This window comes from Arundinibacter roseus, assembly GCF_004348825.1.
Taxonomy (GTDB): Bacteria; Bacteroidota; Bacteroidia; order Cytophagales; family Spirosomataceae; genus Arundinibacter; species Arundinibacter roseus.
On sequence record NZ_SMJU01000001.1, the window covers coordinates 331,987 to 351,313 of the forward strand.

At 45.2% G+C, this 19,327-nt stretch carries 17 protein-coding genes; 14 read left to right on the forward strand and 3 right to left on the reverse strand.

The window, feature by feature from the left end:
- Nucleotides 1-67: 67 nt before the first annotated feature.
- Nucleotides 68-322 (reverse strand): hypothetical protein, encoded by a 255-nt coding sequence (locus EZE20_RS01445; RefSeq protein WP_132113712.1) that lies wholly within the window; start codon nucleotides 320-322, stop codon nucleotides 68-70.
- 261 nt (nucleotides 323-583) lie between these two features.
- Here EZE20_RS01445 and EZE20_RS01450 point away from each other — a divergent pair, with 261 nt between their 5' ends.
- Nucleotides 584-2,071 carry a tagaturonate reductase gene (locus EZE20_RS01450; protein ID WP_132113714.1) on the forward strand — a complete coding sequence of 496 codons (1,488 nt, stop codon included), beginning with the start codon at nucleotides 584-586 and terminating at the stop codon, nucleotides 2,069-2,071.
- Nucleotides 2,072-2,174: 103 nt separating this feature from the next.
- Nucleotides 2,175-3,329 carry a DUF748 domain-containing protein gene (locus EZE20_RS01455; RefSeq protein ID WP_132113716.1) on the forward strand — a complete coding sequence of 385 codons (1,155 nt, stop codon included), beginning with the start codon at nucleotides 2,175-2,177 and terminating at the stop codon, nucleotides 3,327-3,329.
- A 203-nt stretch (nucleotides 3,330-3,532) separates the two neighbouring features.
- Here EZE20_RS01455 and atpC read toward each other — a convergent pair whose 3' ends face one another.
- Both atpC and atpD read right to left on the reverse strand, forming a co-directional pair.
- Nucleotides 3,533-3,775 carry an ATP synthase F1 subunit epsilon gene (gene atpC / locus EZE20_RS01460; protein ID WP_132113718.1) on the reverse strand — a complete coding sequence of 81 codons (243 nt, stop codon included), beginning with the start codon at nucleotides 3,773-3,775 and terminating at the stop codon, nucleotides 3,533-3,535.
- A gap of 15 nt (nucleotides 3,776-3,790) precedes the next feature.
- Nucleotides 3,791-5,305, reverse strand: coding sequence for a F0F1 ATP synthase subunit beta (gene atpD / locus EZE20_RS01465; RefSeq protein ID WP_132113720.1), 1,515 nt, complete (start codon nucleotides 5,303-5,305; stop codon nucleotides 3,791-3,793).
- A gap of 170 nt (nucleotides 5,306-5,475) precedes the next feature.
- On the opposite strand from atpD, the gene EZE20_RS01470 reads away from it, so the two are divergent.
- The 12 genes from EZE20_RS01470 (at nucleotide 5,476) to hisF (ending at nucleotide 19,298) form a co-directional block, all read left to right on the forward strand.
- The gene (locus EZE20_RS01470) at nucleotides 5,476-8,133 is read left to right on the forward strand and encodes a UDP-N-acetylglucosamine--peptide N-acetylglucosaminyltransferase SPINDLY family protein (protein WP_132113722.1); all 2,658 of its coding nucleotides are present in this window, start codon (nucleotides 5,476-5,478) and stop codon (nucleotides 8,131-8,133) included.
- A 34-nt stretch (nucleotides 8,134-8,167) separates the two neighbouring features.
- Nucleotides 8,168-8,671, forward strand: coding sequence for a hypothetical protein (locus EZE20_RS01475; RefSeq protein ID WP_132113724.1), 504 nt, complete (start codon nucleotides 8,168-8,170; stop codon nucleotides 8,669-8,671).
- A gap of 41 nt (nucleotides 8,672-8,712) precedes the next feature.
- The gene (locus tag EZE20_RS01480; protein WP_132113726.1) at nucleotides 8,713-9,819 is read left to right on the forward strand and encodes a serine hydrolase; all 1,107 of its coding nucleotides are present in this window, start codon (nucleotides 8,713-8,715) and stop codon (nucleotides 9,817-9,819) included.
- Nucleotides 9,820-9,841: 22 nt separating this feature from the next.
- Entirely contained in the window at nucleotides 9,842-10,372 is a 531-nt protein-coding gene (locus tag EZE20_RS01485) for a DinB family protein (protein WP_165933380.1), read from the forward strand.
- 106 nt (nucleotides 10,373-10,478) lie between these two features.
- Complete coding sequence (locus EZE20_RS01490) at nucleotides 10,479-11,198, forward strand: ABC transporter ATP-binding protein (RefSeq protein WP_132113730.1); 720 nt, start codon at nucleotides 10,479-10,481, stop codon at nucleotides 11,196-11,198.
- Nucleotides 11,199-11,351: 153 nt separating this feature from the next.
- Nucleotides 11,352-12,965, forward strand: coding sequence for an amidohydrolase family protein (locus EZE20_RS01495; RefSeq protein WP_132113732.1), 1,614 nt, complete (start codon nucleotides 11,352-11,354; stop codon nucleotides 12,963-12,965).
- Between the two features lie 55 nt (nucleotides 12,966-13,020).
- Nucleotides 13,021-14,457 (forward strand): McrB family protein, encoded by a 1,437-nt coding sequence (locus EZE20_RS01500; RefSeq protein WP_132113734.1) that lies wholly within the window; start codon nucleotides 13,021-13,023, stop codon nucleotides 14,455-14,457.
- The gene (locus EZE20_RS01505; protein WP_132113736.1) at nucleotides 14,454-15,827 is read left to right on the forward strand and encodes an McrC family protein; all 1,374 of its coding nucleotides are present in this window, start codon (nucleotides 14,454-14,456) and stop codon (nucleotides 15,825-15,827) included. The genes EZE20_RS01500 and EZE20_RS01505 overlap by 4 nt, the downstream gene beginning before the upstream one ends.
- A gap of 174 nt (nucleotides 15,828-16,001) precedes the next feature.
- Nucleotides 16,002-16,910 carry a DUF72 domain-containing protein gene (locus EZE20_RS01510; RefSeq protein WP_132113738.1) on the forward strand — a complete coding sequence of 303 codons (909 nt, stop codon included), beginning with the start codon at nucleotides 16,002-16,004 and terminating at the stop codon, nucleotides 16,908-16,910.
- A gap of 288 nt (nucleotides 16,911-17,198) precedes the next feature.
- Nucleotides 17,199-17,786, forward strand: coding sequence for an imidazole glycerol phosphate synthase subunit HisH (hisH, locus tag EZE20_RS01515; protein ID WP_132113740.1), 588 nt, complete (start codon nucleotides 17,199-17,201; stop codon nucleotides 17,784-17,786).
- A 4-nt stretch (nucleotides 17,787-17,790) separates the two neighbouring features.
- A complete protein-coding gene (hisA, locus tag EZE20_RS01520; protein WP_132113742.1) occupies nucleotides 17,791-18,510 on the forward strand; it encodes a 1-(5-phosphoribosyl)-5-[(5-phosphoribosylamino)methylideneamino]imidazole-4-carboxamide isomerase in 720 nt (239 codons plus the stop codon).
- Entirely contained in the window at nucleotides 18,510-19,298 is a 789-nt protein-coding gene (gene hisF, locus EZE20_RS01525; RefSeq protein WP_132113744.1) for an imidazole glycerol phosphate synthase subunit HisF, read from the forward strand. Before hisA ends, hisF begins: the two co-directional genes overlap by 1 nt.
- The last annotated feature ends 29 nt before the right edge of the window (nucleotides 19,299-19,327 follow it).

Here is a 19,327-nt window from a genome sequence, read left to right on the forward strand (position 1 = left end):
CCCTATTGAATATATAGAAGATAAATTTACACCTCGATATTTTTGAAATAGTAGTGTACTCATCGCTCTAATTCGCAGATTGTTTCTTCAAATCTCTACGCCGGGCGAGGTAGGTCACTACGCATGCAGCAAGTATTGATTTGAGTATAACACTCAAAAAATTGACCGAATGCAGGCATTCATTAAAGATCAGGGCGTGGTCTGCCTTAGAATCGAACAGACTTTTAATAAATGGATAAAAATCTTTGAGCGCAAGGCCGAGAATAAAATAGACCACGCAGACTTTAAGCGCATAGCCAAGGTAGTAGCGATTGGTTTTCATAGGTTTTGCTGAATTAGAGGGTTGTTTTGGATAAAGGTAGAAAGATCAGCATAAAAAAACTTTTGCCTGTGTCCACGAGCGCCAACAAAGTGATGATATAGGTTTACTTTGGGACAAAACAACGGAAGATTAATATCCCATAACCTTATGCATCAACTAACCGTAAGGGTTCAGCCGGCAATTATCCGTCCTTTACCGTACCATACGTTCCGGTATATAATCTAACGTTCAACCAACAGTAGCCTTTCTACAAAACTCGCAATGAATACGCCTCAACTGACACCCGCTTTGTTACAGCAGCGCCCAGAACTTTGTCCGGATGCGGCAAGGCTGCTTGCTCTTCCCGAAAAAATAATTCAGTTTGGTACGGGCGTATTACTCCGGGGTCTGCCCGATTATTTCGTTCACAAAGCCAATCAGGAAGGTATTTTTAATGGGCGAATCGTAGTCGTTAAATCGACGGACAGGGGCGGCGTGGATGCTTTTTCGGATCAGGAAAACCTCTTTACGCACTGCATCCGGGGCGTTGAGGATGGACAGGTTGTTGAACAGACTTTTATCAATACTGCCATTAGCCGCACCCTCTCGGCCCGAAGCGATTGGGCCGAAATCGTGCAGTGCGCCCATAATTCAGAACTTCAAATCGTCATTTCCAATACCACAGAAGTAGGCATTCAGCTGGTGGAAGACGACCTTACGGCTTCTCCGCCAACTTCATTTCCGGGCAAACTTACGGCATTTTTGTACGAGCGTTTTCGGGCGTTTGGTGGCTCAGCAGAAAGCGGCATGGTGGTTATTCCTACCGAACTTGTGGTTGACAATGGCCCTAAGCTGCGCGACATCGTGCTCGAACAGGCCCGCCGACATACTTTGGGAGACGAGTTTATCCAATGGCTTACCAACCACACGCATTTTTGCAGCTCTTTGGTAGACCGCATCGTGCCCGGTTTGCCCGATGAAGATACTCAACGGACGCTCATGGAAAGTTTGGGATATCAGGACGAGCTGCTGATTATGTCGGAAGTATATCGGCTATGGGCTATTGAGGGCGGCGACCACGTAAAATCTGTCCTGAGTTTTGCACAGGCTGACACTGGCGTAGTCATTAACCCGGATATAAATCTGCATCGTGAGTTGAAACTTCGCCTGCTCAACGGTTCGCACACGTTCAGTGTAGGATTATTTTTTCTTTCGGGGCTACAAACCGTCTGCGAAAGCATGGAAACTCCGGCAATGGAACAATTTATTACGGACCTCACGCTGAATGAACTCGCCCCGGCTATTCCGTACGAAGTAGACCTGGATCGCGCACGTACCTTCGGCAATCAGGTGCTGGATCGTTTCCGAAATCCGTACATCAAACATCAATTGATTGATATTACAGTGCAGTATACGGCCAAAATGCGGATGCGAAATATCCCGACTCTACGATCACACTATGAGAAATTTGGCACCGTACCTGCACGAATGGCGCAGGGTTTTGCTGCTTTTGTCCTTTTTATGAAAGCGACCGAGAATCGTGACGGTGCGTATTTTGGTGAATTGAATGGAATAAAATACCCGATCCGTTGCGATGCCGCAGGTTACTTCTACGAGCTCTGGGAAAAGTACCCGTCAGATCCTGCGACGCTGCTTGCCAGCCTGCTTGCAAATGAAGAACTTTGGGGCGTTAATCTCTCCGAACTCCCTGACTTTCAAGATACTGTTCTTGCCAACATGGAGGTAATTCACTCCGAAATGGCAGGGTAATTTCCACTACTTTATCTATTGGCATTATTTTTTAAAGGTTCTAGTTAATCAACGGAGTTCCAAAAAATTGGAACTCCCTTTTTTTCATTTAGATAGAACCGCTTTGAAAAAGTCTGTAAAAATTTTTCTGGGAATACTCGTCGTTCTCATCATCGCGCGCTTGATCCTGCCCTATTTTGTGGTACGATATGTAAATAAAGTACTTGCCGATATGGATGGTTACACGGGACACATCAGCGATGTACACATTGCACTATACCGAGGTGCCTATCAGATCGACAGCATCAATATCCGGAAGATTAATGGTAAAATTGAAGAGCCGTTTCTGCTGATTCCCAAAATGGATTTAGCGGTTCAGTGGAGCGCGTTATTTAAAGGAGGGTTGGTTGCAGAAGTGACCTGTTTCCGTCCTGAGGTAAATTTTGCTTTCAGTGAAGATGAAAACGCCAGTCAGACCGGAGCTGAAAACGACTGGACGCAGGTAGTTAAAGATCTGATTCCGATTCAGATAAATAAATTTTCGGTGGTAGATGGCACCATCAACCTGACCAATATTGTGAGTCAGCCCAGCACGGATCTTTCCATGAAAAACTTTCAGCTGGAAATTGAAAATATTAGAAATGTAGATGACAATTCCGACAGTTTGCCCTCTCCTGTTCGAGCATCGGGCGATTTGCCGGGCTATGACGGAAAGTTGACTTTCGACGCCCGCATGCAGCTTCTGAAACAAATACCTGATTTTGATTATAATCTGAAACTAAGCGGCCTGCAACTTCAAAAACTCAATACGTTGGCCAAACGCTACGCAGGTATTGATTTTGAAAGTGGCTCACTTGATTTGATCAGCGAAATGAAACTTACTGATAATCAGATTCAGGGATATCTAAAACCTTTGACTCGTGACATGCAGATTTTTGAATGGAACGAAGGCGATCAGCGAACAGTTACGCAGTTTGTCCGAGAGCTGCTTGCCGAGGGTGGAAATAAAATCCTGGAAAACAAACTCAAAGATCAGGTCGCTACACGTATTCCGCTTGAAGGCAACATTGAGAACATAGAAACTGATTTTTGGCCAATATTAATCGGGGTTCTGCGTAATGCTTACGTTTCCGCACTGACCGATACTTTTGATAATACGCTAAGTGTGAAAGAAGCATGGGAACTATACCGGGAAGATCGCCGCAACAAACGGGAAGAGAGAAAAAAAGAACGAAAAGAAAAGCGGCAGGAGCGCAAAGCCGAACGGGCAAGGAACTAAGTGCCTGCGATTCACTGTATTTTTTGCCATATTGGGAAGCCTGTTTTTCTGAAAGATATTTACCGGAAGATTCAATTTCCGGAAAAAGAATCTAAAAAACGGGAAGCGACACCTCCCAAAGAAGAAAACTAGGACAGGATTTATAAGCAAAAAGCGGAACCCGATGGGCTCCGCTTTTTGCTTATAAATCTATTTACAAATACTCAAATAATAGCCTCGGCCAACACCAACACTTTATTATTGAGTACTTCTACTACGCCTCCGTCAATGGTAAAAACCTGCTTTGCAGCTGACGTTTCTACCACAACCTCTCCTTTTCCGAGCGTACTAACGAGCGGGGCGTGGCTATTCAGTACCTGAAATTGCCCTTCGGTTCCAGGAAAAGTAACGGCAGTTGCCTCTCCGGCAAATACCTTTTTATCAGGCGTTATTATTTCTAGAATCATGAGTTTGCACGTGATTTATTTTGCAGCATCTGCCATCATCTTCTCACCTTTTACTTTGGCGTCGTCGATCGTACCGACCAAATTAAAGGCCATTTCGGGAAGGTGATCCCACTGTCCGTCCATGATTTGGTTAAAGCCTTTGATAGTATCGTTGATATCTACCAAAACTCCTTTCAAACCTGTAAACTGCTCAGCCACAAAGAAGGGCTGCGACAAAAAGCGTTCTACCCGACGCGCCCGTGATACGGTGAGTTTATCTTCGTCGGAAAGTTCTTCCATACCAAGGATGGCAATAATATCCTGCAATTCTTTGTAGCGCTGCAAAATATTCTTAACCCGCTGTGCACAGTCATAGTGAGGAGCACCGAGGGTTTCGGCAGTCAAAATACGTGAGCTTGAATCGAGTGGATCCACCGCAGGATAAATTCCTTTTTCGGCCACTTTCCGGCTCAATACCGTAGTGGCATCAAGGTGGTTAAACGTCGTAGCAGGTGCAGGGTCAGTCAAGTCATCCGCAGGTACATATACTGCCTGAACCGATGTGATAGACCCACGCTTGGTAGATGTGATCCGCTCCTGCATAGCACCCATTTCGGTTGCAAGTGTCGGCTGATACCCTACCGCTGAGGGCATACGTCCCAAAAGAGCGGATACCTCTGAACCCGCCTGTGTAAAGCGGAAGATATTATCAATAAAGAAAAGAATGTCACGACCTTGTCCTTCACCGTCTCCATCGCGGAAATATTCGGCAATTGTAAGACCTGAAAGTGCTACACGGGCACGGGCTCCGGGAGGCTCATTCATTTGACCAAACACAAACGTAGCCTGAGAATCTTTCAATTGCTCATAGTCTACTTTGCTAAGATCCCAGCCACCTTCTTCCATGCTATGCTTAAATGCGTCGCCGTATTTGATGATACCGGCTTCAATCATTTCACGCATCAGGTCGTTTCCTTCGCGGGTACGCTCACCAACACCAGCAAATACAGAAAGACCTGCATACGCTTTGGCGATATTGTTGATCAATTCCTGAATCAATACGGTTTTTCCCACACCGGCACCACCAAACAAACCAATTTTTCCTCCTTTTACATAAGGGGCCAACAGGTCAATTACTTTGATTCCGGTAAAAAGAACTTCGGTAGATGTAGCCAAGTCTTCAAATTTGGGTGCTGCCCGGTGAATGGACATCCCCCCGACTTTATCTACGGGGCTAAGACCATCAATGGCGTCGCCCACTACATTGAAGAGGCGTCCTTTAATAGCTTCGCCAATGGGCATACGAATTGGAGACCCATAGGATTTAACTTCCATGCCACGCTGGAGACCTTCTGTACCGTCCATTGCGATGGTACGTACCCGATCTTCGCCCAGGTGCTGTTGACATTCGAGGATTACTTTCTGACCGTTCGGTTTTAAGACTTCTAACGCATCGAGAATGGAAGGGATGCGCTCGCTGTTTTCAAACGATACGTCAACTACTGGTCCAATTACCTGCGTAATTTTTCCTATGTTTGTCGCGTTTGCCATTGTAAAAATATGATTATCGTCAAGAGGTTATTTTCAAGACCGCAAAATTAGAAGATAATTTGGTCAGTACCAAGTGGCTCGTTCTTCATTTATTGGATATTTTTTAGAAATCGTCCCCCTTTCCTGGAAAAGCGTATAGAATTTTTCAGAAAAGTCGTTTTACAGTACCTATGGAAAAACTTTTTTTTTGGAAGGCCTGGTCTATGTCCGAACAACGGCTGGCCTTCGGTGCGCTTGGCCTGCTGGCTTTTGCCCTTATTCTCTTTGTAATTCAACTCGGTGATCCGCTTTCTCACAGTGTGCAGTGGGATGTCCTCAGCGAGCTATCGGAGATTCCGGTAGTGGTAGATTTGCTCCCGCTGGAAGGCTGGCAATTTGGCGTCACAGTTCCTGCCTACCTTACGTCTGAGCAGTTTGGTGCCGGACTTATGGAACTGGATTTAACCATGATCCGCCTCTTTGGTGTTGTGGCTTTACTGGGCCTATGCCTGGTTTTATCTGCTCTGCCGTCTTTGCCTCGGTTTTGGTACCTGGGTGCAATGATCCTTTTTATCGTTTTACTAGCCGCCTGCCGGCCCGACACCCTGGGTGTAGGTGGCGAAGGTTCCCGGCTATTTTTTCTGCTGGCCGTGGCGGGGTATGGTGGGATAAGCTACTATTTTCATGCTTTCCGGCCTGATATGGGCATCCTGCTTCGCTTTTTTCTCTTCGGACTCTTCACAGCAATTCTCGTTCTGGTAGTAAGCTTTTCCTCGTCATCTTCTGAGCCACTCCTTACTGCCGCAGTTTTCAGCTTACCTATGGGCCTTGGCCTGACGCTGGTCTTCATTCTGATGTCGTCTACTGAAATCATGGCCGGATTGGTTTGGGTAAGCACAAGCGGACGGGCCGGAAAATCATCGCTGATACCTTTTCTGGTTATCAGCAGCTTTTATCTTCTCAATCTGCTTTTACTTTTTTTGCACAATACCCGACGGATAGATGCCGACCTTTCGTTCGTCAGCCCGTTGTTGCCGGGGCTTGTGGCGGGACTGCTGGGCATCTGGGGGTTCAAAAAACGAGCCGATGCTTCGCAGGGCGTACTTTCGTTTCGGGGCATGGGCTTTTGGCTCTACACAGGGCTTTTTGTAGTAGCACTTGCCTTTTCGGCGTTTATCCTGCATACAGCCAATGACCCTTTACAGGAAGTACTGGAAGATGCCGTTACGAATAGTCAGCTGGCGATGAGTGCGTTATTTTTATTTTATGTCCTGGCCAATTTTTATCCACTGATGCAGCAGGGCCTTGCCGTACATAAAGTACTCTACAAACCTCTGCGTTTTGACCTGACCAAAAGTCGGGTATTCGGCTTTGCCGGATTCATTGTTCTGATCTCTACCCAAGGCTTACTTCCGGTATATCAGGGCGTAGCGGGCTATTTCAACGGTCTCGGTGATTTGTATACGCACACCCGCGAGTATGCCTTGGCAGAGCAATATTACAAGATGGCTTTGCAGCAGGAGTTTCAGAATCATAAATCAAACTTTGCGCTGGCATCCCTGGCGCTGCGGCAGGATGACAAAACCGCCGCTGCATATTATTACAAACAGGCAACCCTCAAAAACCCTTCGCCACAGGCATATATTGGTCTTGGAAATGTTCTTTTTCAGGAAAATCTTTTCTTTGATGCCGTGTACAGTTTGCAGGAAGGCATCCGGCATTTTCCTAAAAGTAGCCATTTGCTTAACAATCTGGGCATGCTATACGCCCGGACCGATGTAGCCGACTCAGCGTACTATTACCTCGAACAGGCCGCCCTTGCATCCCGATCCAACGAAGTTCCAGCCAGTAACTTACTGGCACTTTGGGCAAAAAACGCAGATTTAACGTTACTTGATTCTTTGGTCAAAGATTTACCTCAAAAAAATTACCCTTCCTGGCAGGCCAATTGGCTGGCTGTTCAGAGTCTGCGTAAAAACTTCGCCAAGACTACCTTTTTGTCAACCGCCATTCGTCCTGATTCATTACTTAATGTGTCAGGATTAGCCTATATCGTTAATTATTCACTCAATCAGGCCCGGCACGACAGCCTGCCTACGCGGCTTATTCCTGCATTGGCCAATAAAAATCCTTTCCTGGCCGACGACCTTCTGCTGGCATCGTTGTACACGGAGTTTTACTCGGGAGACCGGGTGCGCGCGCTCGAAATTATGCAGGCGCTGGTAGAAGAAGGCGGAGAAAAAGTGCCCTTGTACCGCAAAATTTCCGGACATTGGCTCATGCAACTTGGCCTTTACGAACAATCTGCTCAGGCATTTTCAGAAGTACCTGGTGCCGAAGGGCTCATTGGGCAAATTCTGGCCAATGCATTTCTTGGACAGCAGGCCGCTGCGGGTATTTTGCTGGAACGTCTGCCACAGGTAGGTGCCGAAACCGCAATTCCGTTACTCCGTAAAGCAATAGATTCAGGCAAAAACCCGGCAATTCTGGGAGATTCACTTCTCAACGAAGCCCGAAAAAAACCTTCCGTAGCGGCATACCTGCGGGCTGTTCAGGCAAACCCAGTGGGTGGACCGGTCGTGAGCGAGGCTTCGGCTTATTTGAGAAGTCAAAAACAGGCAGCAAAAGCCTACGAAATTGTACTGAATGCGCTCCGGTTTAATACTTCCTCTCCCTTACTTTGGGAACAATACAGCTTCATGAGTGTTGAACAAGGACTGCTGAGTCAGGCCACCGAAGGAGCCGAAAAGGTCCAGCAATTGGCGTCAGAAACCGACTATCAGTCGTTTATGAGTCGCTATCAACCCATGCGGGCACTCATCGAAAAACAACGGGAAGATTTTCGATGATGCCTTATTTTTGAACTTAACTATTGATCACCTCATGAGTGTACGCTGGCAAATGCTGGGCACAGCGCAGGAATACCGTCTGTTTAATGAAAAACAGTTGATGGGAATTCTGAAAAATAATTTCTGGAATCGAAAGGCATATAGTGAATTCAAGGGGTTTCTTGTCCGGTTTGAACACTCAGGAATTGGTAAAAAAAAGGCCCGAATTCTGGATATTGAAGGCACACAGGAGCTAGGAACTATCGATTTTTCATTTTTCCCGGAATCAGCTATCATTCAGTACGAAGCCCAGCAGCATACCTGGCGTTTGGTCAAAACAGGGAGGCAAAAAAAATGGATTGTACAATCCGAAGAGGAACAAGCCGATTACTTGGCAAATGACCGTGTCGGTAGTACCGGACAAATCTCTGATTCGTATCTGCCTCCGGTTGTGGTGGTTGCCGGGTTGTACATTCACGGGTTTTTCTTTAAGCAAAGACTCCTGAGAATCATTGGCTTATGCCTTGTAATTCTTTTGACCGCTTTTTTACTTTACTAAACTAATTTCCGCTTATACATGATTTTTACAGCTCCGGTTTCATGAAAGTTCTTAAAATTGTCGGCATTGTAGTAGGGGTTCTGGTACTGGCTTTTGCCGGTATTGCCACGTATACTTACTATAAATATTTTAATGTAGAAGGAGATTATGTAGCAAATTTTATTGCCAAAAATCCCACCAAAAGCGCCATCTACTGGCTCAGAAATGATAGCGTACAAATCGAAAAAAACGGTGATCAAAAAATGCCGTTGGCGAGTACCGTCAAAACGATCATAGCCATTGAGTTTGCTCAACAGGTAGCCGCAGGCAAAATCCGCCCGCAAGACCTTATCCCAATTTCCGAACTCTCCCGATTTTATATTCCAGACACCGACGGAGGTGCGCATCCGGCCTGGCTGAAACATTGTCAGGAAAAAAAACTCATCACGCAGGGACAAGTACCCCTGCTGGAAGTGGCCAAAGGCATGATCCGGTTTAGCAGCAATGCCAACACCGAGTATTTAATGTGGCGCCTGGGGCTCAATTCCATCAACGAAAACCTGGGAAAACTAGGCCTAAGCAAGCACGATTCGCTCTATCCGTTTGTGTCGGCGCTCTATGTTTGCTCGGATGAAAACTCCGCCAAAGGGCTACGGCTTATGCCCATGAGTATGTACAAAGAGCGAGCGGACAAGTACTTTGAAATGCTAAAAGTAGATTCGACGGTAAAAGAAAAATTCACATTTGCGCACCTGAGCGCCTCGGTGCAGCGGGTGTGGTCCGACCGCCTGCCGGGCAGTACAGTGCAGGAATATGCCGGATTGATGGAAAAAATTCAAAGCCGCGCTTACTTTGACTCCACTACGCAGCAAACGCTCGAAACGGTAATGGAATGGCCGATGGAAGCTTTCGACAGCAATCGTGAAAAATATGCCCGACTGGGAGCCAAAGGAGGTTCTACGGCATTTGTGCTTACGTATGCCTTGTACGCAACGGATAAGCAGGGGAATCGGACGATTCTGGTGTTTTTCTTTGACAATCTTACTTTCGTCGAGAACCAGATGTTGCAGGCGCAGCTTACGACGTTTCAGCAAAAAATCATGTCGGGCAGCGCCGCTGAGCAAAAAGAAATTCGAGAAATTATTAATCAGGTTGCAACGGTCGATTAAAAGCTATCTGGCTAGTTTAACTATGAAAAAGCTTTTACTTTATCTCTTCTTTATGGGAATTGTCTCGCAGGGAATTGCCCAGGAGAATGTGGGCTACCTAACCGAAATACAACAGAAATGGGCCAATGCCAAAACCTATACGCTCGCACTCGCTGACTCAATGTCGGCAGATCAGTATGATTTTCGTCCGGTGCCCGATGAAATGACTTTTGCTGAACAATTGACTCATCTATCCGGCAATATGATTTGGCTGTGTTCGAGCTATTTGGGAACGGAAAAACCTCCGTTTACAGCCAAAGAACTGGCAGGATTTAAGGATAAATCAAAGTCTGAGATTATAGATATTTTAAATATATCTTTTGAGTACACCCAGGGTGTATTAAAAACTGTTCAGCCAGGCGAGCTAAATGAGGAAGTTAAGTTTTTTGCCGGCCCCATGACCAAACGTCAGATTTTGACGCTCATGAACGACCACCTGACGCATCACCGCGCACAGGCAATCGTTTATCTTCGTCTCAACGGCGCAACTCCACCCCGCTACGTGGGTTGGTAAGCTGAGGCGTTTAACTTTTAAAATTCAACTTTACTTTACATATTAGATAGATACAACTACTTATTCCTACTTATTCACCTATTTTTAACCCCTTGGCCATCAGCTCATGAAAATCATTGAAACTACCGATATATCCAAACGCTACATCATGGGAAGTGAAGTAATTGAAGCGTTGAAATCTGTCACTATTTCTGTAAATAAAGGAGAATACGTAGCTTTTATGGGCCCTTCGGGCTCTGGAAAATCTACGTTGATGAATATAATCGGTTGTTTGGACACCCCTACCGCCGGGCGCTATGTACTTAATAACAAAGACGTAAGCGACATGACGGAAAGTGAGCTGGCCGAAATCCGAAACAAAGAAATTGGTTTTGTATTCCAGACCTTCAACCTGCTGCCCCGCATGTCTTCGCTCGAAAACGTAGCTTTGCCGTTGATTTATTCAGGATTAAATAAAGCCGATCGGACCGAAAAAGCGCAACTTGCTTTAAAAAATGTAGGTCTTGACAATCGGGGAAGCCACAAACCCAACGAACTCTCGGGTGGGCAGCGCCAACGCGTAGCTGTGGCCCGGGCATTGGTCAACGACCCCAGTATTTTGCTGGCCGATGAGCCTACCGGAAACCTTGATTCAAAAACATCCTACGAAATTATGGATCTATTTGATCAGCTGCATAGCAAAGGAAACACGATTGTGATGGTTACGCACGAAGAAGATATAGCGCAATATGCCCACCGGATCATTCGCCTTCGTGACGGGCTCGTGGAGTCAGATGTCGTAAATCCTAATCCTACGAAAGTGAGCGAGATGGTGCATCGTTCCTAGGATTTTCTGTCGGTTTAATTCAAAATTTTTCTTCTTTTTTAAAGCTAAAAAAGCAAAATATAAACAGGCAGCGTAGCTGTGCGGGATTTTCTTATTTTTGTCAAAACAACTTTTGTTTCTTTCAAAAATAACTGAATTTACCCTTCCAGTTCTATGCTTCGATATCTACTTCTTGTTTGCTGGTTCTGTTCATTTTCTGTGCTGCATGCACAGGTGATAGACGCCCCCGCCCGCACCGAGGGCAACGGCCCTTATGCCCGTCTCATTATTCGTGGAGTTACGCTTGTCAATAGCACCGGGGCACCACCGATTGGCCCCGTGGATATTGTGGTTGAAAAAAACCGCATCCGCGAAATCCGGCAAGTGGGCTATCCGGGTGTGCCGATTGATCCCAAACGCCGGCCACTTGCACAGGCAGGCGATCAGGAGCTGAACTGCGAAGGAATGTACCTGATGCCGGGCTTTGTAGATATGCATGGACACACCGGCGGGCGGGCGCAGGGCACTCCTGCCGAATATGTATATAAACTTTGGCTGGGCCACGGCATTACGACAATCCGCGATCCTTCGGCAGGAAATGGCCTGGAATGGACGCTGACTCACAAGAAAAAAAGCCTCGAAAACAAAATTACCGCTCCCCGGATTCTGGCCTATACAGCCTTTGGTATGGGATCCAAGGAAGCCATTTCTACGCCCGAACAAGCACGTGAATGGGTGCGTCAAAATGCAAAAAATGGGGCCGATGGCATCAAGTTTTTTGGCGCAGAACCCGAAATCTTTAAAGCAGCTCTTGACGAAAACAAAAAGCTGGGCCTTCGTTCGGCTTGTCATCATGCGCAGCTGGAAGTCGCGCGCATGAACGTGCTGGCAACTGCCAAAGCCGGACTAACTACGATGGAACACTGGTATGGACTACCGGAAGCGATGTTTGAAAATAAAACCATTCAGAACTACCCGGCAGATTACAACTACAACAACGAACAAAACCGATTTGAAGAAGCAGGAAAGCTTTGGCAACAAGCCGCCAAGCCGGGCACCGAACGCTGGAATGAGGTCATGGATGAACTAATTGCCCTGGATTTTACGATTGACCCTACCTTCAATATCTACGAAGCCAACCGCGAGCTGATGCTCGCCCGCCGGGCCGAATGGCACGATGAGTACACGTTGCCTTCTCTTTGGCGTTTTTATGGACCAAGCCGTATTTCGCACGGATCATACTGGCACAATTGGGGCACCGAACAGGAAGTGGAATGGAAACGTAATTATCAGCTGTGGATGCAGTTTGTGAACGAATACAAAAACCGGGGCGGGCGCGTGACGGCTGGCTCAGACTCAGGTTTCATTTATCAGCTTTACGGCTTTGCCTACATTCGGGAGCTGGAATTATTGCGCGAAGCGGGCTTTCATCCGCTGGAAGTGATTCGGGCCGCCACGCTCAAAGGAGCCGAAGCCCTGGGAATGGCCGATCAGATTGGCTCCGTGGAGGTAGGCAAACTGGCTGATTTTGTAATTGTAGAAGAAAATCCGCTCGCTAACCTGAAAGTACTTTACGGAACCGGCGCGATTCATCTCAATGAAAACAATGAAGTTACCCGCATCGGCGGTGTGAAATATACGGTTAAAGACGGTATAATTTACGACGCAAAAAAACTTCTGGAAGACGTTCGCGCGATCGTAGCCAAAGCCAAAAAGGACGAAAATTTTGAAATTGTGCAGCCGGGTCTGCCGCAGCCCGCCGGAAAACTCGGATCAGGCAAGGAATAATTTTCCGGTATTGGCCCGTTGCCGAGCATTGTAAAACGACATTCAAACAAAGAATATGAGTATAGAAAACATTAGACTATTCATAAAGGAAAAAGCGGAACAATTCGGTGCCAAGACAGACAACGAATTCAATAAACCGTATGTTGACCGAAACAACACCGGACAGGAAGCACTTAAAGACAACGGAGCGTATTTTGGATTTATACATCCCGAGGAAGAAGCGTCTGGACCATTTCACGACTTTTCGTTGACAATTTTTCCAAACGACCAAAATAAATCTTGGTTAGTATGTCTTGGTATTGGCTCTAGTGGCTTCAAAAATGACTACGAACTTGCAACCTATCCAGGACTTAGAAGATTATTTTCAAAATTGACTGATGAAAGAGGATTTTGCAAATCTGACTTTTCAGACATCGAAACTAGTCTACCAAAATCAATCACTGGTAGCTTGGACTTACAGCACATAAAAAATACGATTAAAACTTACACCAAAGTTTTACCGACCTGCCAAATAGTTGAAGACCCAGAAAGCATAGAAGGAAAGCAACTTATTGCAGCTTTTGTCGCAGGTTATGCTAAGCTTAGAGATTGGCCTTCTAACAAAGAACATCGAAAAGCAGTTTCAGAAGCTTTAGGGCCATTTCTAGAGACAGAAACAATTGATGAAACAGAGGAATTAAAAAATCTTTTAAACGAAAGAAAGTACATCGTTCTGCAAGGCCCTCCTGGAACTGGAAAAACAAGGACTGCTAAAAGTGTTGCCGAAAAAATAGGTGCCAAAACCTTCTTCACTCAATTTCACGCAGAAACAAGTTTCTCCGATTTTATTTTTGGAATTCGACCTGACACAGAAAAGGAAGAACTGAAATACAAAGAAAATTTGGGCAGCTTTTCAAAGGCTTTAAAATATGCAATTGACCATAATAATGAAAAAGTTATCTTAATCATTGACGAAATAAACAGGGCCAATCTCTCCAATGTATTGGGCCCAATTTTTTATTTATTTGAACATAAGATGGACGTTTCGAATGTTGAGATTGAAATTGCTCCCAATTTCAAAGTAAAGCGATTACCCAAGAACTTTTCTGTAATTGCCACTATGAACACTGCCGACAGAAGTTTGGCCGTTGTTGACTTTGCACTAAGAAGACGTTTTGCATGGTATAATAAATCCCCTAAAATCATTGATGGACGAAGTAGAAAACTCGATAATATAACTGTCAATGAAATATCAGAACAGGAGTTTTTTTTCAAAGAAGATTTTGCTATTATGGAGGAAATTTTTAATTGGTATGCTTCAAGTACTGAATTAAATCTTCAGCCTGGTGAAGGTTACTTCATCGCTAAGTCAGAAGAGGAAATGAAAAATCGTATTCGTTATGAAATATTTCCTCTGATTAAAGAATACCTCCAAGAAGGAGTTTTACGAAATGCTAAAGAAGAGTTTAACAACTATTTCTCGAATAGAATAAACCTATCTCTTTTCGAATGACAAAGCCATTAGATGTTTTTTGCGAAATTCCTTGCCTAACTGAACAATCAAAACAGTTAGGTGGAGTTGCTTTGCAAAAAAAGTGGTTTAAGTCCGCAGATAAAAGAATTATCGGGCAATACCTACAGAAATTCATTGATTACAATTCTGAGCAATTTAAATTTCTTGGTGTTCAACCATATATAAAAGGCTCAGACCAAAGTACAGCACTAATATTCCGTTCATCTGGTTTCATTGGCTCTATTCCTTTGAGAGCTTCCGACACTGGAAAGCAAATTGGTGATTTTGTAGTTATGCCTAGGTTTACCGGGCGTGACAGATTTGAGGACTATATTGAAATTCTGAACCTACTAGGCACGGAAATCAGTCCAGAGGTAATTGATAGCTTACCACTTGCATCAGGCAAGAATTTTAGACCGCCGTTGTATTTGGAAGCAGTCAAATTTATTGCCTCACTTGAAAAACTGAGAATGAGACCTTGGAGAAAGTTTGACAATGTTGAAAAGGTATCAAGTCAGCCTACTGGTCAAATCAATTGGACAAAATATATTAACAATGAATACAAAGTAGAAAACAGATTAAAATTTCCGGCAAGAACAAATGTATTAAGTGAGTTTCATTCTGAATATTCAGAAATTAGATATGTCTTTGATATTTGTAAAAGTGAACTGCTTTCAGCAAACACACCACAGAGAATTAAGAATACTTTACGAACCAAATTGAGTTTCCTTGAAGAGCGTTTATATCATCATAAACCAAAAGCAATCTATAAAATCATAATTCGATTTTCCGATAGTCCAACTGTGAAAGCTTGTAAGGAACAAGCCAATAGGATTTTAAACTTTAACCTTGTAGATAGCACTGCTTGGCGGGTTGACTTTTCAGATGTATTTGAAAAATTCATTCAACATATTTTTAAAGAAGCTGCAAAAGAAACTGGCGGACGACTTTATTCAAATTTTAAGTTTCATTCTAGGACCTCGAAGCATTACTTATGGGAACTGAAACATATCGAACCGGACGCAATCTTTCAAAAAGAAAATGTTTTGGTATTTATTGACGCTAAATACAAATCTAATTTATACAACAAGTTTGACCAAAGTGAAGTACTGAAAGAAGATCATAGACACGACTTACATCAAATAATGGCCTACTCTTCATTCAGTATGACAGATTTTAAATATGGATTTCTGTGTTACCCATCAGACCAAATTGAAATAAAAAGTATTCAATATAAAAACGGTATAAACGAAACGACAAATACAATATTGATTTTAGGTGTCCCTTTAAGGAAAGGCAGCATTAACGAGACAAAAAGACTACTGACAAATGAACTTAACGAAATTGAAAGAAAAACAACGAACCGGTAACATCAGCTATACGCAAGCTGGGATTTCGTGCTTCGCAGGACAGGAAAGTTTTTCGTAGGAAGTTTAGTGGTTAAAATCCTTGCCTGCGTGTAACTGAAAATCTTTTATTTTACGAGCAGAAGTAGCAGCACTTCTGCTCGTTTGGCCTTTTAGAAAAACACCTAATATTTCTTTATGGATTTTGGTAAAGTAGACGACTTATCAACCATTGATTTTACCTTACCGGCGCCACATCCGTTAACTGCGCAGGTTCTGGCGAACTCGCCGAAGGTAGCTCAGCCGCAGATTTTTGTGGGCCCGCCGGTATGGTCCAACAAAGAGTGGGTCGGCAAGATATATCCGTCTACTGCTCGCGAAAAAGATTTTTTGTACCATTATTCCCGGCAGTTCAATACTATTGAGCTTAACGTTACGCACTACCAAATTCCTTCCGAAACTACAATTGCCCGCTGGCGCGAAAGCGTTCCCAATCATTTTCGGTTTTGTCCAAAATGGCCACAATCTATCAGCCACGAGGCGCAATTGGTAAATGTTATGTTGCCGTCTACTCAGTTTGTTGAGGCTGTACAGGGATTGGGACCTGCCCTGGGCACTACTTTTTTGCAGCTCGGGCCTTCGTTCGATACGTCCAAATGGGCGGCTTTGGAAAATTTCCTCAAAGTCATTCCCGAAGGATTTCCACTGGCGGTGGAGTTTCGACATCCGGGCTGGTTTGAGGATCAGGCTCAATGGCAAAAAACAATGGACTATTTTCGGCAGCACAACATCGGAACGGTCATGTCTGACGTAGCCGGCCGCCGTGATGTGCTGCACATGTGCTTACCTACGCCCACGCTCGTGCTGCGATTTGTTGGCAACGATCTTCACCCAACCGATTACAGCCGCACTGACGCCTGGATTGACCAACTAAAAAACTGGTTGAAAGACGGTTTACAGACTGCATATATATTCATTCACTGCGGTGAAAACACGCGCGCCCCGGAGCTAACCCGCTATTGGATAGAAGAATTAAATGCCAAAACAGGATTATCAGTAGAATCGCCAATCATTCGGCCACAGGTTGTTCAGGGGAGTCTTTTTTAATCTGAATTTTCTATTTTCCTTAGGAAACTTTACTTACCTTTGCGCCATGATCACAACAACTACATACCATCATCGTCCGCATGTTATCTTTGGATAGGGTTTGGGCACCTTGGTATTTAAATTGAATATGGTGTAATAAGGTTGAATACATAGTACCCCAGAAGCCCGATTCTTAACCGAGTCGGGCTTCGTTTTTAATGAGTTCAGCAAGCCGCACTACTCTTTTTTAAGCGGTATTTGTAAAATTTAACCCCCATTACTAGTGCCAATAGTGAAGAAAAAAACTCTATGAAAACTGTCATCATAAAATATAATGCAGGCAATGTGCAGTCGGTCATGTATGCACTTGACCGACTGGGCATTAGCTATCTTTATACCGACGAAGAGGAAGAAATTCGTTCCGCCGACAAAGTAATTTTTCCAGGTGTCGGCGAAGCTTCAACGGCTATGGCTTACCTCAAAAGCAAGAAACTGGATCAACTGATTCCTTCGCTCACCCAACCGGTGCTGGGCACCTGCGTAGGTATGCAGCTGATGTGTCGCTATTCGGAAGAGAACAACACAACCTGCATGGGTATTTTTGATGTGGATGTACAGCGCTTTCCGGTTGAGCCCGGCATGAAAGTACCCCACATGGGCTGGAATAATATCTTTGATTTCAAAGATCCTATTACTGCTCAGATTCCGACCAATGCGTACGTGTATTTCGTACACAGCTACGCAGCGCCGGTTTGCGCCCATACCATTGCTACCTGCGAGTATATTCAGCCATTTAGCGCAATGCTGCACAAGGACAACTTTTACGCGGCGCAGTTTCACTGCGAAATCAGTGGAAATATTGGTGAAAAAATCCTTCAAAATTTTCTGAACATGTAATCCTATGTACATCATCCCGGCTATTGATATTATCGAAGGAAAATGTGTTCGCCTGACACAGGGCGATTACGGCCAAAAAAAGATCTACAACGAAAAGCCGCTCGAAGTAGCGATGCAATTTGAAGATGCAGGACTCACACGCCTGCACCTTGTGGATTTGGATGGAGCCAAAGCACGGAAAATAATCAACTGGAAAGTGCTGGAAATCATTGCCTCCAAAACTCGCCTGCACGTCGATTTTGGCGGTGGCGTACAGTCCGAAGAAGACATTCGGGTGGCGTTTGAATGCGGTGCCAAACAGGTGACGGGCGGCAGCGTGGCCGTTAAGCAGCCCGCACTTTTTGAACAGTGGCTTACCGAATTTGGCAGCGAGAAGATCATTTTGGGCGCAGATGCCAAAAACGAAAAAATAGCCGTTAGCGGCTGGGAAGAAGGAACGGAGCTTTGGATTTATGATTTTTTAGAAAAATACGTAGAAAAAGGCGTCCGCTACGCTATCAGCACGGATGTTGCCAAAGACGGCTTGCTGCAGGGCCCTTCGTTTGATTTGTACCGTACGATGCAGCAAAAATGCCCCGATCTGCACATCATTGCGAGCGGCGGGGTGAGCAACATGAAGGATATTGAACAACTAGCCGAGATGAACCTGTACGGTGTCATTGTCGGAAAAGCTATATATGAAGGACGTGTAACGCTGAATGAATTACGTAAACTGAGCTACTGATGCTGACCAAACGCATTATTCCCTGCCTCGACGTCAAAGACGGACGTACCGTAAAAGGAGTCAATTTTGTTAATCTGCGTGACGCCGGAGATGCCGTAGAACTCGGTGCGCTCTACGCTGAACAGGGAGCCGACGAACTCGTTTTTCTGGATATTACCGCTACCGTGGAAGGCCGCAAAACATTTGCCGAGCTCGTCAAACGGGTGGCTCATACCATCAACATTCCGTTTACGGTAGGCGGCGGGATTTCGTCGATTGCGGATGTATCGACCCTGCTGCATGCCGGAGCCGACAAGGTATCCATTAATTCGTCTGCCGTACGTACGCCCGAACTGATTGATCAGCTGGCACTTGAATTTGGCAGTCAATGCATTGTGGTAGCTATTGACACCCGCTTCATTCCTTACATTGAAGACTTTCCCGAAGCAGGCGGAGACCACATCGTGCACACTCACGGAGGCCGCACCCCTACTGAGCTACGTACGCTGGCCTGGGCCAAAGAAGTGGAGAACCGCGGAGCTGGCGAGCTTTTGCTTACTTCCATGGATACGGACGGCACCAAAAACGGGTTTGCGCTCGAACTTACCGCTACGGTTTCGGGCAATGCCCGTATTCCGGTGATTGCCTCCGGAGGTGCGGGTACTATGCAGCATTTTCGGGATGTTTTCACTACCGGCAAGGCCGATGCTGGCCTGGCTGCCAGTATTTTCCACTTTCGTGAAATAGACATTCCCGATCTGAAAAGCTACTTACAGCGGCAGGGACTGCCGATGCGCATGACCATCTAGTTATTTTTATTACTGATAAGTAGCTGTTA

Coding starts and splice junctions, on each gene's coding strand:
- EZE20_RS01445 (WP_132113712.1), bottom strand. CDS start 322: ATGAAAACCAATCGCTACTACCTTGGCTATGCGCTTAAAGTCTGCGTG.
- EZE20_RS01450 (WP_132113714.1), top strand. CDS start 584: ATGAATACGCCTCAACTGACACCCGCTTTGTTACAGCAGCGCCCAGAA.
- atpC (WP_132113718.1), bottom strand. CDS start 3,775: ATGATTCTAGAAATAATAACGCCTGATAAAAAGGTATTTGCCGGAGAG.
- atpD (WP_132113720.1), bottom strand. CDS start 5,305: ATGGCAAACGCGACAAACATAGGAAAAATTACGCAGGTAATTGGACCA.
- EZE20_RS01470 (WP_132113722.1), top strand. CDS start 5,476: ATGGAAAAACTTTTTTTTTGGAAGGCCTGGTCTATGTCCGAACAACGG.
- EZE20_RS01475 (WP_132113724.1), top strand. CDS start 8,168: ATGAGTGTACGCTGGCAAATGCTGGGCACAGCGCAGGAATACCGTCTG.
- EZE20_RS01480 (WP_132113726.1), top strand. CDS start 8,713: ATGAAAGTTCTTAAAATTGTCGGCATTGTAGTAGGGGTTCTGGTACTG.
- EZE20_RS01485 (WP_165933380.1), top strand. CDS start 9,842: ATGAAAAAGCTTTTACTTTATCTCTTCTTTATGGGAATTGTCTCGCAG.
- EZE20_RS01490 (WP_132113730.1), top strand. CDS start 10,479: ATGAAAATCATTGAAACTACCGATATATCCAAACGCTACATCATGGGA.
- EZE20_RS01495 (WP_132113732.1), top strand. CDS start 11,352: ATGCTTCGATATCTACTTCTTGTTTGCTGGTTCTGTTCATTTTCTGTG.
- EZE20_RS01500 (WP_132113734.1), top strand. CDS start 13,021: ATGAGTATAGAAAACATTAGACTATTCATAAAGGAAAAAGCGGAACAA.
- EZE20_RS01505 (WP_132113736.1), top strand. CDS start 14,454: ATGACAAAGCCATTAGATGTTTTTTGCGAAATTCCTTGCCTAACTGAA.
- EZE20_RS01510 (WP_132113738.1), top strand. CDS start 16,002: ATGGATTTTGGTAAAGTAGACGACTTATCAACCATTGATTTTACCTTA.
- hisH (WP_132113740.1), top strand. CDS start 17,199: ATGAAAACTGTCATCATAAAATATAATGCAGGCAATGTGCAGTCGGTC.
- hisA (WP_132113742.1), top strand. CDS start 17,791: ATGTACATCATCCCGGCTATTGATATTATCGAAGGAAAATGTGTTCGC.
- hisF (WP_132113744.1), top strand. CDS start 18,510: ATGCTGACCAAACGCATTATTCCCTGCCTCGACGTCAAAGACGGACGT.